Source organism: Algibacter ulvanivorans, from assembly GCF_048381495.1.
Lineage (GTDB): Bacteria > Bacteroidota > Bacteroidia > Flavobacteriales > Flavobacteriaceae > Algibacter_B > Algibacter_B ulvanivorans.
Genome location: NZ_JBLWGD010000006.1, coordinates 220,367 through 237,328 on the forward strand (window position 1 = coordinate 220,367; position 16,962 = coordinate 237,328).

Below are 16,962 nucleotides of genomic sequence, written 5' to 3' on the forward strand. Positions count from 1 at the left end.
GCTTTAATCTTTTAAGTTTTTACTTGTACTTTATTTACTTTTAAAAGGTTAATGTAAAATACTTAATAACAAATAAAATTAATTACCAATACTTTATAGTTTAAAGACTTGCTTTAATTAAGAAAACAACAAACTATTTTATTACAATTGGGTTTACTTTTTAATTGTAAAAATAAATTCGGCACCATTACCTAACTCTGAATTTACCGATATTTCGCCTCCAGATTTTTCAACTATTTTTTTTACTGTTGCTAGTCCTATACCGTTTCCTGTACGACCAAACTTATCGTAATTATCCAGTTTTTCGAAAATTTTAAATATTCGTTCCTGATTAGCCTTTGCTATTCCTGGACCATTATCTTTTACAAAAAACTTATAGTGGGTTTTAGTTTCTTTTACATTAAAATTAATTACTACATGCTCTTTATCGTTATACTTAATGGCATTAGACATTAAATTTATAAATATTTGATTAATGGCTGTTTTATTTGCATTTATAGTTTCTAGTGTAGAATTTAAAGTCATTTTAATTTTATGATCAAAATTAAAAAGGCCTTCTATCTCTAAAATTAAACTTTCTAAATTAATTGTAGTTTTCTTTTCTTTTAAAATAGCATCACTCTTACTATAATCTAGCAAACCATCGACTAATTCTTTTAGGCTTTCTGAAGAGCTTACTATAAGTTTTAAGGTTTCTAAATTTTCTTCATCAATGTCACCTTTATTTTCTTCTATAAATAATTCTGCTAAACTTGATATATTAATTAAAGGCGATTTTAAATCGTGAGCTGCTACATAAGCAAAACGTTCTAACTCTTGGTTTTTCTCTTCTAAATCTACTAAAGCTTCTTCAAGCAAAAATTTACTTTTACGAAGTTCTAATAAATTCATTACTTGATTTGAGAGTGCCGATAAAGATTCTATTTGACTTTGACTTAATAAATTTGGTTTATTATCAATAACACACAATGTGCCTAACGCAAGACCATCATTACTTTTAAGAGGCACACCTGCATAAAAAATTACATTTGGAGCTTCTACAACTAATGGGTTATCATGAAAACGCACATCTTTTCGAGCATCTTGCACTATAAATGGGGCATCTAAATTATTTATGGCATGGGCACAAAAGGCATATTCTTTAGGGGTTTCTGTTGCATTTAAACCATGATGCGATTTAAACCATTGCCTTTTATCGTCTACAAGACTAATTAAGGCTATTGGTACACCACATATTTGCGCAGCAATGCTTGTGATATTGTCATAATCCTTTTCGGGGAGTGTATCAAGAATATTATAAGATTTTAATTTCTCTATTCTTTCAGACTCATTTTCAGGTTCAAGGGGAGTAACCATATTTTTATATTATATATGCAAAATACTAAATTTTGAAAGATTTTTCCCTAAAAATTCAAATTTTGATATAATATTCAATCAAATCGAAATATTCTTAATAACAAAATAATTACAACTTTCTGATTTATAGATTATTTCACAAAATTAATATTTCTTTTTAAACCTAAAAATTTAGTGCGTTTTACTGCAGATTTCTGAAATACCTTCTTAAAAACATCTTCAGTAATTTCTAACCAGTCTTTTTTTGTCATTGATAACAGTTCTGGGTGCGGATTAAAAAGAGGTTGATTATGAGGTTTAGAAAACCTATTCCATGGGCATACATCTTGGCATACATCGCAACCAAACATCCAATTGTCCATTTTACCTTTAAATGCTGGTGGTATATTTTCTTTTAGTTCTATAGTTAAATAAGAAATACATTTGCTTCCATCTACCACATAGGGTTCTGTTATGGCTTCTGTAGGGCAAGCATCTATACATGCAGTACAGGTGCCGCAATGATCTGTTGTTATTGTATCGTACTCTAATTCTAAATCTATAATTAATTCGGCTATAAAATAAAAAGAGCCAACTTGTTGTGTTAATAAGTTACTGTGTTTTCCTATCCAGCCTAGTCCAGATTTTGCAGCCCAAGCTTTATCTAGAACTGGAGCAGAATCTACAAAGGCCCGTCCATGTACATCGCCTATTTTATCTTGAATAAAATGTGTAAGTTCTTTTAATTTAGATTTAATTACATGATGATAATCGTTACCATAAGCATATTTTGAAATTTTAAAACTATCTTGACTTTGCTTTTCTGAAGGAAAATAATTTAACAACAAAGACACAACACTTTTAGAGCCTTCTACTAGTTTTGTAGGGTCTAAACGTTTATCAAAATGGTTTTCCATGTAACGCATTTCTCCGTTCATGTTTTTATTTAACCATTTTTCTAGTCGTGGTGCTTCGGTTTCTAAAAACTCTGCTTTGCTAATGCCACACGACAAAAAACCTAGCCGTTTTGCTTCGGCTTTTATAAGTTTAGTGTATTTTGATTTGTTTTCTATCACGCTTTACTTTAAAGTAAATTTAAGTTTAACATCAACTGGCTTTAATGTAATTAAAGGATTTATTTTTATTTTATCGTTGTTTGATGTTATATTAAATTTTTTAACAATAGATTTTATTACTAAAATCATCTCGTACATGGCAAAATTATTTCCTATACATAATCTTGGTCCTGCTCCAAAAGGCATATAATAGGGCAGTATTTGTTTTCTATTTTCTTCAAAAAAACGTTCGGGGTTAAAAACTTCGGGGTTTTTCCAATATTTTTTATTGCGGTGTAACTCATATATTGAAGCTCCTAGAATGGTTCCCTTTTTTATATGGTAGTTACCTATTTTATCATCTTCTGTATTAACTCTATCTGTAATCCAGGCTGGCGGATACAGCCTAAGGCTTTCTTCAATACAGCATTTAGTATAATTTAATAATGTTATTTCTTTTAATGGAGATACATTTTGTGCATTTACATAAGCGACTTCTTCTTCAACCTTTTTTAAAGCGTCCTTATTTTGTGCTAAAAGCTTTAAGGTAAACGTTAGTGCATTGGCTGTTGTTTCATGACCAGCTACAAATAAAATTAAAATTTCGTCAATTAATTGTTTGTTTGTCATGGTAGAGCCATCTTCATATTTAGCATGAATTAACATGTCTAACAAATCGTCGTGCTGCGTTTTTGATGCTCGTCGTTGCTGTAAAATTGTATTAATAATATTTTGGCTTTCCTTTACTAGCTTCATATGATAGCTAATGTCTCCATTTATTATATACCAAAGTTTTTTGTAAGGTAAGCGTAACTCTTTAACAATAAATAATTGTAACTTTTCTATTATAAATTGAAGTCGTTTTAAGGTTTGCTTTTCTGCCGAAAAATTAAATAATGATTTTGCAACAACCTCAAAAGCTAATTCATTCATTATTGGATATAAGTCGATTGGGGTTGTTGGTGTTTTAATATTATTAACTTGATTTTCTATAGCATTATTAATGATTGAAACCAAATTGTTAATTTTTTCTTTATGAAAAGCGGGCTGTATTAACCGGCGTTGTTTTAACCAATAATCTCCGCTTGAGGTTAAAAGCCCGTAACCAACATATTTAGATAAGTAGGTAGTTTGTATTTTAGATTTGCTATATGCTTTATGGTTTTTTTGAAGCATATGTTTTGTTATAGTGGCATTTCGAGTTAAAACAACATATCCGTAAAATGGTGATTTAATTGAAAATGTATCGCCAACTTCGTTAAACCATTTATTATGAAACGGTATTGGGTTTCTGGCAACACCTCTAACTTGAGATAAGAACTTAAAAAATGGTATTTTATTTGGGTAGTTATATTTTCCCATTAAAATAGCCCGCCTTGAGTTGGTCCTTTAGTTTTTCCTAAGTGCTTGTATGCTTGCTCTGTAACTTCGCGCCCGCGAGGTGTTCGCATAATAAAGCCTTGTTGTATTAAAAAGGGCTCGTAAACTTCCTCAATAGTTTCTGGACTTTCGCTTACAGCTGTTGCTATTGTAGAAATTCCAACAGGTCCGCCTTTAAACTTATCGATAATAGTTGTTAAAATTTTATTATCCATTTCGTCTAAGCCATGAGCATCAACATTTAGGGCTTCTAAAGCATATTTTGCAATTTTAATATCTATACTGCCATTGCCTTTTATTTGAGCAAAATCTCTTACTCGACGTAACAAGGCATTTGCTATTCTAGGTGTACCTCGGCTTCGGCCAGCAATTTCTATAGCTGCTTCCATAGAAATTGGAACATTTAAAATAGTGGCACTTCGTTGTACTATAGTTGTAAGTAAATCTGTTTTATAATATTGTAACCTACTTTGTATACCAAAACGGGCACGCATAGGCGAAGTTAATAAGCCAGAACGTGTTGTTGCTCCAATTAATGTAAAAGGGTTAAGATTAATTTGAACGGTTCTTGCATTGGGCCCTGTTTCAATCATAATATCAATTTTATAATCTTCCATTGCAGAGTATAAATATTCTTCTACAATAGGGCTTAATCGATGAATTTCATCAATAAATAGTACATCGCGATCTTCAAGATTGGTTAACAAACCTGCTAAATCGCCTGGTTTATCTAAAACGGGACCCGAGGTTACCTTAATACCTACATCTAACTCGTTAGCTAAAATATGTGCCAAGGTTGTTTTTCCTAAACCTGGAGGCCCATGAAATAATGTATGGTCTAAAGCTTCGGTTCTTAAATTTGCTGCTTGAACGAATATTTGAAGGTTTTCTAATACTTGATCCTGACCCGTAAAATCATCGAATGATAAGGGTCTTAGTTTTTTTTCTACATCAAATTCTTCAGGTGAAAAATTGTTGTTTGTTGGATCTAGGTTTTCGTTCATTAAATATTTTATCTTGATTGATATAGATACTGAAACAAGTTCTGTACAAGCAAATATAAACAAAAAGCCTTTCCAAAGTGGAAAGGCTTTTTAAATAATTGGTTGATTATTATTGGTTGATTAATTTAAAATTGTAAACTCGCAACGTCTGTTAACATCATATTCTCTATCGTCACAGATGCCTTCTTTAACACACTCGTTAAGTGGTTGCATTTCGCCGTAGCCTATACTCTTTAATCGGTTTCTTTCAATACCTTGGCTCACTAAGTATTCTAGTGTTGAGGCGGCTCGTTTTTTAGATAAGTTTAGGTTATATTCGTCTGGACCTCGAGCATCTGTATGTGCAGATACTTCAACCTCCATAGATGGATATTTCTTCATTAAATCTACCAATACATTTAATGTGATTGCTGCATCTTCTCTAATAATAGCTTCATCAAAATCAAAGAATATTTTATCTAATTTAACTTGAACATCGCCTTTATCGTTTTCTTTAACACGCTCTTCAGCATCAGCAAAAGATTCTAAATTTAAATAAATGTTGTGTTGTACTAATCCTTTACTATCTGTCGAAAACTCTACATCTTGCGGAATATATGCTTTTCGTGTACCGCGTACTTTATATTTTTTATTTGGTTCTATCTTAAATTTATAATATGCATCATTGCCAACAATGGTGTCTTGAATTACGGTATTAGACTCATCGAACAATGTTACTAAAGAACCCGTAAGCAATGCTTTACTGTTTAAATCTTGTACAATACCTTCTACTTGGTACATGGTTAAAGGGTTTTGCTCTCTGGAAAAACCAAATAATCTATCATAACCTGTACGGTTTGATGATACATAACCTTTATTATTTTTTTCTCTAATTACATATGCAAAATCGTCTAGATTACTATTTATAGAGCTTCCTAAATTGACTGGTGTATCGAAAATATTATTTACCATATTACTTCTAAACACATCTAACCCGCCATAACCTTGATGTCCTATTGAAGAAAAATACAACACGTTAAACTCGCTTATAAACGGAAATTGCTCTCTGTGTTTTGTGTTTATAGTTTCTCCTAAATTTTCTGGTTCGCCATAAGTACCATCGTCATTAATGGCTACTTTATAAATATCGAAACTACCATAAGTTCCAGGCATATCGCTTGCAAAATATAGCGTTTTTTCATCTTTACTTAAGGCAGGGTGTTCGGTACTATATGTGTTTGATGTAAATGGTAAGGCGGTTACATTTGTCCACGCTCCATTTACTAATTCGGCTTTGTATATTTTAATATGGGCAATACGTGTGTTGTCTGTTTTTTTTCGAGTTTCGTTTGTTCTATTAAAATACATGGTTTTACCATCTTTAGAAATAACAGCATTACTTTCGTGCGAACTTGTATTTATGGCTTCAGAAAAAGGTTGAATATCTTCTAAAACATTTTGATTTGTTAATGTGGCGCTATACAAATCTAAATACGGCAAATTATTCCATGCGTAATCTGGGTTTTCTGAGTTTCTAGCAGAAGCAAAAGCTACTTTATTATCGCCGTAAAATGATAAACCAAAATCGCCACTTGAATTTTTATTTTCAATTTGCTTTAAATTAAAGGTATGTGGTGTGGTTTTGTCGGTTTGTTCTATAAAAGCTAATGTATTAAACGGTTTATTATAATAAAGCTTTAAATGTTTATCGGCTTCTTTATATTGCTTTACCCCTTTTAATGCTTGCGCAAACCTAAAATGATAATCGACATCAATAGAATCGCCATATTCTACAAAAAGTTCTCTATACGTTTTTATTGCTTTTTGAAGGCTTGAATTATAGTAATAACTATCTGCTAAATTTTGAAGCACTTCTTGGTTACGCTCCTTGGTTTCATAAATTTCGGCAGCGTCTTTATAAGCTCGCATTTCAAAAAGCTTATTTACGCGTTTTAAATTTTTCTTTTGTGCATGTGCCAATCCGCTAACTAATAAAAGGCCTGCAAGTATGTATGTATATTTTTTCATGTTTTCCTAGTATTAAAATGTTAGAAGAATCTTGGTGAACGATCGTATCCGTTTTTAAACCCAAATAAATCGACATCAAACAAAATAAATATCTCGTGAGATCCTGAGTTAAAATTACCTAGGTTAGTTGTTGTATAATCGTAAGCGTAACCTATTTTTAAATCTGGTGCTATTCTGAAACTCACCAAAGCACTAATGGCATCGTCTAATCGGTAACCTAACCCTGCTTCTAATTTATCGTTAATTAAAACATTGGCAGTAACATCTATAGCTAATGGCGCTCCTTTTACCCCTCTAGCCATAAATGCAGGTTTTAGTTTTAGGTTGCTATCAATATCAAAAACATATCCTCCTGTAAAAAAGTAATGTACATTTTGTACGCCTGTTGCCTTAATTCCGTTTTCGTTTTCTAAATGTTTTGTAGAAAGCATATTTGGTGCAGATAATCCTAAATAATAGTTATCGGTAAAAAAGAAAGCACCAATACCCAAATTAGGAAACGCTTTACTTATGTTTTCATCAAAAGCATTATCTGTACTTGATCCACCAGATTGTAGTTGAAAACCATTAAAATTAGTATCAAAAAGAGTAACACCTGCTTTTACACCAAAAGATATTTTGCTTTCTATACCTACTGGTAAAACATATGCAAAATCTGCATAAATATTGTTTTCATTAACAACATCGCCAATATTATCGTTGGTAAACGAAATTCCCATTTCAATTTTATCGTTAATAGGTGTATGTGCAAAAAAGCTTCCTGTTTTTGGTGCTCCATCAATGCCTACCCATTGGGTTCTGTATAAACCTCCTAAGTTTAATATACCTTCTTCTGCGGTTGCATAAGCAGGATTAATAACACTCATATTATACATGTATTGAGTGAATTGTGGGTCTTGTTGAGCGTTACTTTGAAAAGACAGTATGATTATACTTAACAAAGCAACTATTTTATGATATATATTTAAATTTTTCATGTTTCTTAAATTTTGCTTTATCTATAAATTATCTGCTTAAGTATAAGCGTCCTTGTTCTGGTTTGTTTTCGCCATCGTTATAATTAAAAATGTAGAAGTAAACGCCTACTGGTAAATCTCCATTAGAAACAATTCTACCTTGATTTGAAGTTCCGTCGAATCGTGGTGTATTGGCATTTCCTTTGTAAACAATATTTCCATTTCTATTATAAATTTCAATTTCGAAGTTTGGATACAAAATAGCTAGGTTATCTATATCGAACGTATCATTTATACCATCGCCGTTTGGAGAAAACCCATCGGGTATTATTAATTTACCACAAGCTGTTAAATCTGGAATAACCTCTAAACGCACACTACTTTCGCAGCCTGTAGCTTGATTTATTAATGCCACATAATATGTTGTATTGGTTATTAACGAACTATTTGAAATGGCAGAACCTCCTGTTGCTGCATCATACCACCTTAAGTTATCTAAACTATTATCGTATTCTACAATATTATCAGACAAAACACTTATGGTTGGGTTATCATTAATACAATACTCTAAAGTTGGGTCGGCTAATGTTGGTGTTGGTGCATCGTTAACCGTTACATTAATTTGTACTGCTTCTGAAGATTCGCAACTTCCGCTTGTTTGTGTAGCATAATAAATTTCACCATCTATTAAATTGTCTGTTAGTAATACTGGTGTTGTTAATGCAGCATCGGCATACCAATTTACTGTTCCTGTTGGACGTATACTTGCCGATAAACTTGCTACCGTAGGATTGTTTACTAAACAAAACTCTGGATCTGGATCTAGAACAATTATTGCTGGTGTATCATTAACTGTTACTATTATCTCTGCTGTTGCATCTGGCGAACATGGAGCTACTGCAGCTACAGTATAAGTATACGTATTTGAGGTATCGACAGCAGGATCAAAAAGACCCGTTCCACTTGTTAGTGCAGGCGACCATACGCCTCCGCTTTGGGCTGCAGTTCCTAATAGAGTAAACAAATCTACTGGATCATGGCCTGCACAAATATTTAAAGTATTATCTGTTCCAGCATTTGGCGCTAATGTTACAGTTACTTCTACTTGATTTGTAAATGTTCCGCAACTATTTGTTAATGTATAAGTATATGTTCCATCTGCATCTTCTAATGGATCGAAAACACCTGTGGCACTTGTTAAAGCTGGCGACCATGTTCCGCCTGTATCTGCGCCACCTAATAATGTAAATAAATCTGTTGTGCCTTCGTTGCTACAAATATCTAATGTAGGATTTACATTAGCCCCTGCGTTTAAAGGTTCTTCTATAGTTACCATTATTGTTTCACTATCATCAATACAAGGAGCCGAAGCTGTTACTAAATAAGTAAAACTATATGTTCCTGCTGAAACACCTGTAGCATCAAAAATATTTCCTGATAAACTACCCACAGCATCATTATTTTGCCATGTTCCTCCTGTATCTTGAGTACCGTCTAAACCTGTAAATAAATCTATACTACTATTATCGTTACAAGATACAATGGCTGTAGCATTTATATTTCCTGCATTTGGCGATTGGTATATGGTTGCTGTTACTGCTGTTCTTAAAGAAGATTCGCATCCTGTTGTTGCATCTGTTTGAGTTGCATAATAAATTTGAGAATCAACTAACGCTATAGTATTTGCCAAAGGAGTTCCTCCTGCTGCAACATCATACCATTGAATTGATGTTCCTGTTGCCGTTAAATCTGCTACTGTTGCAGCATCACAAAATTCCTGTGTTGATGGAGCTGAAGGCGATGAAGTATCATTAATTATAATACTTACAGTTACGTTAACATCATCACAAGTATTTATTGCATCAACATTAAAAGTGAAATTATATGTTCCTGCCGAAAGACCATCAAGTGTTACAATATTATCGGTTAAAGCTCCTGAAGCACTATCGTCGCTCCAAACACCTGTTTGATCTTCATCAGTTAATAAATCGAATAAATTATAGGTTTGACCTGTAGTAATTTCTGCTATACAAAACGCTTCTGGTGTATTTACAGTTCCAGATTCTGGAGCATCAGCAACAATTATTGATACTGTCGAGCTATTTGTACATGAGTTAGCATCTGTTATTGTATAGGTGAAATTGTAAGTTCCTATAGTTAATTGTGTTAAATCTAGATTACTCCCAGTTAAGGCACCAGATGTATTATCGTCACTCCAACTTCCTCCTGCATCTTCTCCTGTTAATTGATCAAATAAATCTAATGGCGAATTTGCTGCTAAGTCGTTTTCGCAATATGTTTCTGGTTGTGGTGTTCCGGTATTTGGTAAAGCATTTATGGCTACTTGTACGGTAACAAGCTCGTCATCGCAACTATCAATTGCATCAACATCAAACGTAAAACTATACGTACCAGGTGTTAAACTCGATAAATCTGTTGGATTTGTAATTACTGCTCCAGTATTATCTGTTCCTGAAAACCATGTTCCTGATTGGTCTTCTCCGGTTAATAAATCGAATAATTCATAACTAGATGGTGCAGAACCCTCACAAAATTCTGGAAAAGTAGATACTGGTACTCCCGATTCTGGGGCATCTTCAACAATTATTGTTACTGTCGAGCTATTTGTACATGAGTTAGCATCTGTTATTGTATAGGTGAAATTGTAAGTTCCTATAGCCAATTGTGTTAAATCTAGATTACTCCCAGTTAAGGCGCCAGATGTATTATCGTCACTCCAACTTCCTCCTGCATCTTCTCCTGTTAATTGATCAAATAAATCTAATGGCGAATTTGCTGCTAAGTCGTTTTCGCAATATGTTTCTGGTTGTGGTGTTCCAGTATTTGGTAAAGCATTTATGGTTACTTGCACGGTAACAAGCTCGTCATCGCAGCTATCAATTGCATCAACATCAAACGTAAAACTATATGTACCAGGTGTTAAACTCGATAAATCTGTTGGGTTTGTAATTACTGCTCCAGTATTATCTGTTCCTGAAAACCATGTTCCTGATTGATCTTCTCCGGTTAATAAATCGAATAATTCATAACTAGATGGTGCAGAACCCTCACAAAATTCTGGAAAAGTAGATACTGGCACTCCAGATTCTGGGGCTGGCTCTATTGTAATTGTTATCATTTCTGTATCTGAACATGTACCATTATCTATAGTATAATTATAAGTATAAGGGCTTCCTGATTCTGTAAGTGACGTTAAATCTAATATATTAGAAATGGTATTCGCGCTTGAATCGGTCCAGGTTCCACTATTGTTGTCTTGTGAAGCATCTAATGCATCAAATAAGTTATAAGGTGAATTAGAAGCTAAAGCATTTTCGCAAAAAACTGCATTTATAGCATTTCCTGCATGAGGATCGGCTAGTATTATAATTTGTACTGTAGTAGATTCCTCTGGACAAGGATTAGGTAACTCGTTTTGAGTATAAGTATAATTATATGTTCCTGGTGTAAAACCAGTTAAATCTATAGTTGAATTTCCACCAGACCATTGTCCTCCTGAATCTTGCCCTTCTAACAAGGTAAATAAATTAAAGTTTGTTGGTAAGTTAGCTTCACAAAACGAAGCTGGATTAGAAGCCGAAGGGTTACCAGAACTTAAAGTTTCATAAACCGTTATCGTTACTGTTGAAACGCCGTCGGGACACACACCATTACTAGGAACAGTATATGTAAACACATAAGAGCCTGCTGTAGTTAATGATGAAATATTTACGGTTCCTAAGTTACCGTTTGATGTTGTTAGTGGTCCTGACCAACTTCCTGTTGCATCTTTTGGTACGCCAAGCTCATCAAACAAATTAAAATCTGACGCAGGTAAACTATCGGTACAATAATCAAGATTACCTGGTGTACCAGCATTAACAGGATTGTCAATATTTACAACTACCTCGATGGCATTACTTTCACAAAATGCATCATTAATTTGTATGTAATAACTATTACCATTAACTAAAGGTGTTAATGAAGATAATGCGGGTAATATAGGATTACCTGAACCATCAACATTAGCATACCAACTATAGTTAGTTTCTGCGGTTCCGGGATCTAAATCTCCAACTATTGGATTATCCTCAGAACAAAATGCTTGGGGTGTAGAAGGTGTTGGATCTACTGGAGCACTAAAAACTCCTAATTGAGCCAGTTCAAGTTGACTTTTACATCCTCCATTATCTACAAATACAATATAGTAATTTGTTGCTCCTAAAGGAATAGCATCTGTAGAATTAGCTTGATTAGTTAAACCTAAATCGTAGTAAACTTCAACAGTTCCTCCTACAGGAATACTTCCTTGTAATACATCATCTATATAGGTTTGTACCGTAGCGTTTTCATTACTACAATAAATTTTATCTAAGTTTTGTCCTGTAGCATTAATAACAAAATCTATAACTATAGACGATCTAGTTCCGCATGATCCAGTATTATCACCAGCATAGTATGTTCCTTCTTGTAATAATTGGTTAGAATTAAATGGGCTACCTCCAGTTGGAGTATCATACCAAACAATGCCATTACCGTTATCGGTTACAAAAGCATTTAAATTGTTAAATGTATATCCAGAAGCATCACATATAGGTGGAGGGCTAGGATTAGTTACTGTTGGACATTGAGAATATCCAGAAAAAGATATCCCAAACATCAACATGAAAAAGCATGCAAAATGCATTAAACTTTCTTGAGTAGTATTAGACTTCATAATTTAAAATTAAATCGTGTTATTAATAGCTTTAGAAATAAAATTAGCATAAAAATGTATGCATATAATTTTAAATAAAATTATTCATGAGCGCAATTTAACTGATTTTTTTGTATTTCATCGACTAAAAATCAATTATTTTACATTTAATCGAAAAAAAAAGCCTTTAGACGAAACAACCCACCTTTTTCAAGGTGGGTTGTAAATATTATAAATTATGTATCTATAAACTAGTGCTGAAGTTCTTCCTCGCCATCTTTTAAAGGTACATTTTGAGGAACAAAATCTACATCATGACCTGGCTTACTATAATCATACGCCCAACGATAAACATGAGGAATGGCTCCTGGCCAGTTACCATGCATATGCTCTACAGGTGTTGTCCACTCTAAAGTTGTAGACTTCCACGGGTTTTGTACTGCTTTTTTACCATAGAAAATACTACTGAAAAAGTTATATAAATATATAATTTGAACAACTCCTCCTACTAAAGCAAATAATGTAATTATAACATTAACATTTGCTAAATCATCAAATAATGGGAAATTACTATTTGTATAATAACGACGTGGTAAACCTGCCATACCTATAAAATGCATTGGGAAAAATACCCCATAAGCACAAACAGCAGTTATCCAAAAGTGAATGTAACCTAGGTTTTTATTTAACATACGTCCAAACATTTTAGGATACCAATGATAAATACCGGCAAACATACCGTATAAGGCCGAAATACCCATTACTAAGTGAAAGTGAGCAACTACAAAATAAGTATCGTGAACATTAATATCTAAAGCACTATCTCCTAAAATAATTCCAGTTAAACCTCCAGTTATAAATGTAGACACAAAACCAATTGAAAATAACATGGCTGGGTTCATTTGTAAATTACCTTTCCAAAGGGTAGTGATCCAGTTAAAAGCTTTAACGGCCGATGGTATAGCTATTAATAATGTTGTAAATGTAAATACAGATCCTAAGAAAGGATTCATTCCTGAAATAAACATATGGTGTCCCCAAACAATTGTTGAAAGGAAAGCAATTGCTAATATTGACGCAATCATAGCACGGTAACCAAATATTGGTTTACGTGAGTTTGATGCCATAATTTCAGACACTAAGCCCATTGCTGGTAAAATTACAATGTAAACCTCTGGGTGACCTAAAAACCAGAATAGGTGCTCAAATAATACTGGCGATCCGCCTTGATAATGTAATACTTCCCCTTGAATAAATATATCTGACAAGAAGAACGAAGTACCAAAACTTCTATCCATTATTAATAATAAAGCAGCAGATAATAATACTGGGAATGATATAATACCAATAATAGCCGTTACAAAGAAAGCCCAAATTGTTAAAGGTAACCTTGTCATGGACATACCTTTAGTTCTTAAATTAATAACAGTTACAACGTAATTTAATGATCCTAATAAAGATGAAGCAATAAATATAGCCATGGATACTAACCATAAAGTCATACCCATACCAGAACCACCCTGTGCCATTGGTAAAGCACTTAAAGGCGGGTAAATAGTCCAACCGGCAGCAGCTGGTCCAGCTTCAACAAATAATGATATTACCATGATTACACTTGATAAAAAGAATAACCAATATGATACCATATTTAAAAAGCCCGATGCCATATCTCGTGCACCAATTTGCAATGGAATTAATAAATTACTAAATGTTCCACTTAAACCAGCTGTTAATACAAAAAATACCATTATTGTACCATGTATAGTAACTAATGCTAAATAAATATCTGCATCCATGACACCATCTGGTGCCCATTTTCCTAATAAAGCTTCAAATAATACATTTGGCTCTTCTGGCCAAGCAATTTGCATTCTAAACATCATAGACATTAGAACCCCAATAACTCCCATTATAGTACCCGTTATTAAGTACTGCTTAGCAATCATCTTATGGTCTTGACTAAATATGTATTTAGTTATAAAGGTTTCTTTATGATGATGTCCGTGATCGTCGTCGTGAGCGTGGTTATCTGCGTGTGCTGACATAATCTTGTATCGTGTTTTATCTTTTTAAATTAATTAACTAAAGAGTTCTTGAATTGTTTTTGCTCTGCTATCCAAGCATCATATTCTTCTTGGGTTTCAACTACAATTTTCATTTGCATATTGTAGTGTGATTTTCCACAAATTTTATTACAAAGTAGTATGTAATCAAACTCATATCTTTCTAAAGCATCTTCTCCTTTAGCAACAAGTTTTTTACTATTCTCGACTCTAATTTTATTAATATTTTGAACTTTTTCTACCATTTGAGGTGTTTGACGCATTTCAGCGGTTGTAACTGTTGGCGTAAAACCAAATTGAGTAATCATGCCAGGTACACAATTCATTTGAGCTCTAAAATGAGGCATATAAGCTGAGTGTAACACATCTTGAGAACGCATTTTAAATAATACTGGCTTACCGACTGGTAAATGTAACTCTGTTGTAATAATATCGTCTTGAGCATTTGGATCAGATTCATCTAAACCTAAAATATTAGCTCTATCAATATCTATTAAACGTACGTTGGCTTTTCCTAATGTATTATCGGCGCCTGCATATCTTGCTTTCCAGTTAAACTGTTGCGCATATAGTTCTACTACTAGAGGATCATCACTTTCATCAACACCCATAATATTAATCCAAGTACTTAATCCATAAATAATTAATCCTGCTAAAACGATTACAGGAATAATAGTCCAGATAGCTTCTAACTTATTATTATCTGCAAAGAATAGTGCTTTTTTGCCCTTTTCACCTTTGTATTTATATGCGAAATAATGAAGTAAAAATTGAGTAATTGTTTGAACTATAAAAATTATTACCATAGAAATAACCATAAGATTATCTATGGTTGGTCCATGCTCTGAAGCAGAATTAGACATTAAAGGTAAATCGCCCCATTTAACAAAACATACAATTGTTATGATGTAAATGAATGCTAAAAAGCCCATCATTAAATAACCATTTAATGTGTTGTCCTTATCGGTAGCAACACCAGCAGTTGTGCTTTCGTTTTTAGCTTGAGCTAAATCGAAAATCTTTACCATTTGCCAAATGGCAACTAAAATAAATACTAAAACTATAATTGTTAATAAAGCAGTCATTGGAATCGTTCGTCTTTATTTATATCTAATTAATAATGAAATTCTTCGCTTTCTTTTCTAAAAGGGTATCCCTTTACAAGTAATGGTGCTTTGGTTAAAGCTGTAAATACTACAAATATGAACAAGCCTGCGAAAAGCAATACTGAACTTATTTCTGGAATACCTATAAACCATCTGTCTCCTACTGTTGCTGGCATAATCATATTGAAAATATCAATGTAATGTCCAAAAAGTATAACTAAACCTGCCATTACTACAAACCAAGGTATACGTTTGTAATCTGCATTCATTAGCATTAATATTGGGAACACAAAATTCATTACAACCATACCTAAGAAAGGTAATTTATAATCTTGAAAACGAGTAATAAAATAAGTTACCTCTTCTGGTATATTTGAATACCATATTAACATGAATTGCGAAAACCATAAATATGTCCAGAAAATACTAAAAGCAAACATGAACTTAGCTACATCATGTAAATGGTTTTCATTTACAAACTCTAAATAGTTTTTAGATTTTAAATAAATTGTAATTAAAGCAATAACTGTTATACCGCTAACAAACATACTTGCAAATACGTACCATCCAAATAAGGTTGAGAACCAGTGAGGATCTACACTCATAATCCAATCCCAAGACATCATAGATTCTGTATAAATAAAGAATACTAAGAATGCTGCTGATATACGGAAAGACTTTTTAAAATTACTTTTATCTTCAGCGGTATCTTGAGCAATAGAGAACTTTCTAGAAAAATGACGGTAAGCGTACCAACCACCAATAAAAATAAGACCTCTAATAACAAAACCGCTTAAATTTAACCATCCAGATTTTCCTTGAATTAGTTTATCATGAGCTACGACTTCTGGATCCATCCAGATAAAAATATTATAATGCCCAATAGTTCCTGACGCTACTGCAATAGCTAAAACTATTAAAGCGCCTGGCAACATATAAGCTGTTATACCTTCCATAACTCTAAATAATACTGGAGACCACCCTGCTTGAGATGCAATTTGGATTGCATAAAATGCTAAAACTCCTAAAGCAATCATCATAAAGAAAAAAGCAGCTACATATAATGCAGACCATGGTCTATTTGCTATTTGATGTTGAACATGTTTAACATGCTTAGCGTGTTCATCAACTTCAGCATGATTCTTATCTGCATGTTCACTATCATGAGCTGGAGCAGCATGAGCAATTTCTTCACCATGTCCACCACCGTGATGTGATTCTTCTGCAAGTAAGTGTTCAACTTCTTCAAAAGATTTATGAGATGTCATAAAACCATATCCTACACCTAATGCTCCTAAAATCATTAGAATAAAAGAAAATGTCTTTAATTTATTTGAAAATGTATACATATCTATAATAA

Annotated in this window: 10 protein-coding genes; all 10 read right to left on the bottom strand. The window is 33.0% G+C overall.

All coding sequences use genetic code 11. The annotated features are described in order from the left end of the window. Positions 1–153 precede the first annotated feature (153 nt). Positions 154–1,356 carry a sensor histidine kinase gene (locus ACNG5D_RS14525; protein WP_418184255.1) on the bottom strand — a complete coding sequence of 401 codons (1,203 nt, stop codon included), beginning with the start codon at positions 1,354–1,356 and terminating at the stop codon, positions 154–156. Positions 1,357–1,487: 131 nt separating this feature from the next. Then, positions 1,488–2,411, bottom strand: coding sequence for a tRNA epoxyqueuosine(34) reductase QueG (gene queG, locus ACNG5D_RS14530; protein ID WP_418184256.1), 924 nt, complete (start codon positions 2,409–2,411; stop codon positions 1,488–1,490). A 3-nt stretch (positions 2,412–2,414) separates the two neighbouring features. After that, positions 2,415–3,752, bottom strand: coding sequence for a cytochrome P450 (locus ACNG5D_RS14535; RefSeq protein ID WP_418184257.1), 1,338 nt, complete (start codon positions 3,750–3,752; stop codon positions 2,415–2,417). Beyond that, entirely contained in the window at positions 3,752–4,774 is a 1,023-nt protein-coding gene (gene ruvB, locus ACNG5D_RS14540; RefSeq protein ID WP_418184258.1) for a Holliday junction branch migration DNA helicase RuvB, read from the bottom strand. The genes ACNG5D_RS14535 and ruvB overlap by 1 nt, the downstream gene beginning before the upstream one ends. A 120-nt stretch (positions 4,775–4,894) precedes the next feature. Beyond that, the gene (locus ACNG5D_RS14545; protein ID WP_418184259.1) at positions 4,895–6,781 is read right to left on the bottom strand and encodes an OmpA family protein; all 1,887 of its coding nucleotides are present in this window, start codon (positions 6,779–6,781) and stop codon (positions 4,895–4,897) included. A 20-nt stretch (positions 6,782–6,801) separates the two neighbouring features. Further along, positions 6,802–7,758 (bottom strand): PorP/SprF family type IX secretion system membrane protein, encoded by a 957-nt coding sequence (locus ACNG5D_RS14550; RefSeq protein ID WP_418184260.1) that lies wholly within the window; start codon positions 7,756–7,758, stop codon positions 6,802–6,804. A 28-nt stretch (positions 7,759–7,786) separates the two neighbouring features. Continuing rightward, entirely contained in the window at positions 7,787–12,454 is a 4,668-nt protein-coding gene (locus tag ACNG5D_RS14555) for an Ig-like domain-containing protein (protein ID WP_418184261.1), read from the bottom strand. 230 nt (positions 12,455–12,684) lie between these two features. After that, on the bottom strand, positions 12,685–14,478 hold the full coding sequence (locus ACNG5D_RS14560; RefSeq protein WP_418184262.1) for a cytochrome c oxidase subunit I: 1,794 nt from the start codon (positions 14,476–14,478) through the stop codon (positions 12,685–12,687). 29 nt (positions 14,479–14,507) lie between these two features. Continuing rightward, on the bottom strand, positions 14,508–15,581 hold the full coding sequence (locus tag ACNG5D_RS14565; RefSeq protein ID WP_418184263.1) for a cytochrome c oxidase subunit II: 1,074 nt from the start codon (positions 15,579–15,581) through the stop codon (positions 14,508–14,510). A gap of 29 nt (positions 15,582–15,610) precedes the next feature. Beyond that, a complete protein-coding gene (locus ACNG5D_RS14570; protein WP_418184264.1) occupies positions 15,611–16,951 on the bottom strand; it encodes a quinol:cytochrome C oxidoreductase in 1,341 nt (446 codons plus the stop codon). Positions 16,952–16,962: the final 11 nt, after the last annotated feature.

Excerpts from the sequence above, each read along its gene's own strand:
- ACNG5D_RS14535 (WP_418184257.1), bottom strand. The coding sequence starts at position 3,752 with ATGGGAAAATATAACTACCCAAATAAAATACCATTTTTTAAGTTCTTA.
- ACNG5D_RS14560 (WP_418184262.1), bottom strand. The coding sequence starts at position 14,478 with ATGTCAGCACACGCAGATAACCACGCTCACGACGACGATCACGGACAT.
- ACNG5D_RS14545 (WP_418184259.1), bottom strand. The coding sequence starts at position 6,781 with ATGAAAAAATATACATACATACTTGCAGGCCTTTTATTAGTTAGCGGA.
- ACNG5D_RS14565 (WP_418184263.1), bottom strand. The coding sequence starts at position 15,581 with ATGACTGCTTTATTAACAATTATAGTTTTAGTATTTATTTTAGTTGCC.
- ACNG5D_RS14555 (WP_418184261.1), bottom strand. The coding sequence starts at position 12,454 with ATGAAGTCTAATACTACTCAAGAAAGTTTAATGCATTTTGCATGCTTT.
- ACNG5D_RS14550 (WP_418184260.1), bottom strand. The coding sequence starts at position 7,758 with ATGAAAAATTTAAATATATATCATAAAATAGTTGCTTTGTTAAGTATA.
- ACNG5D_RS14570 (WP_418184264.1), bottom strand. The coding sequence starts at position 16,951 with ATGTATACATTTTCAAATAAATTAAAGACATTTTCTTTTATTCTAATG.
- ruvB (WP_418184258.1), bottom strand. The coding sequence starts at position 4,774 with ATGAACGAAAACCTAGATCCAACAAACAACAATTTTTCACCTGAAGAA.
- ACNG5D_RS14525 (WP_418184255.1), bottom strand. The coding sequence starts at position 1,356 with ATGGTTACTCCCCTTGAACCTGAAAATGAGTCTGAAAGAATAGAGAAA.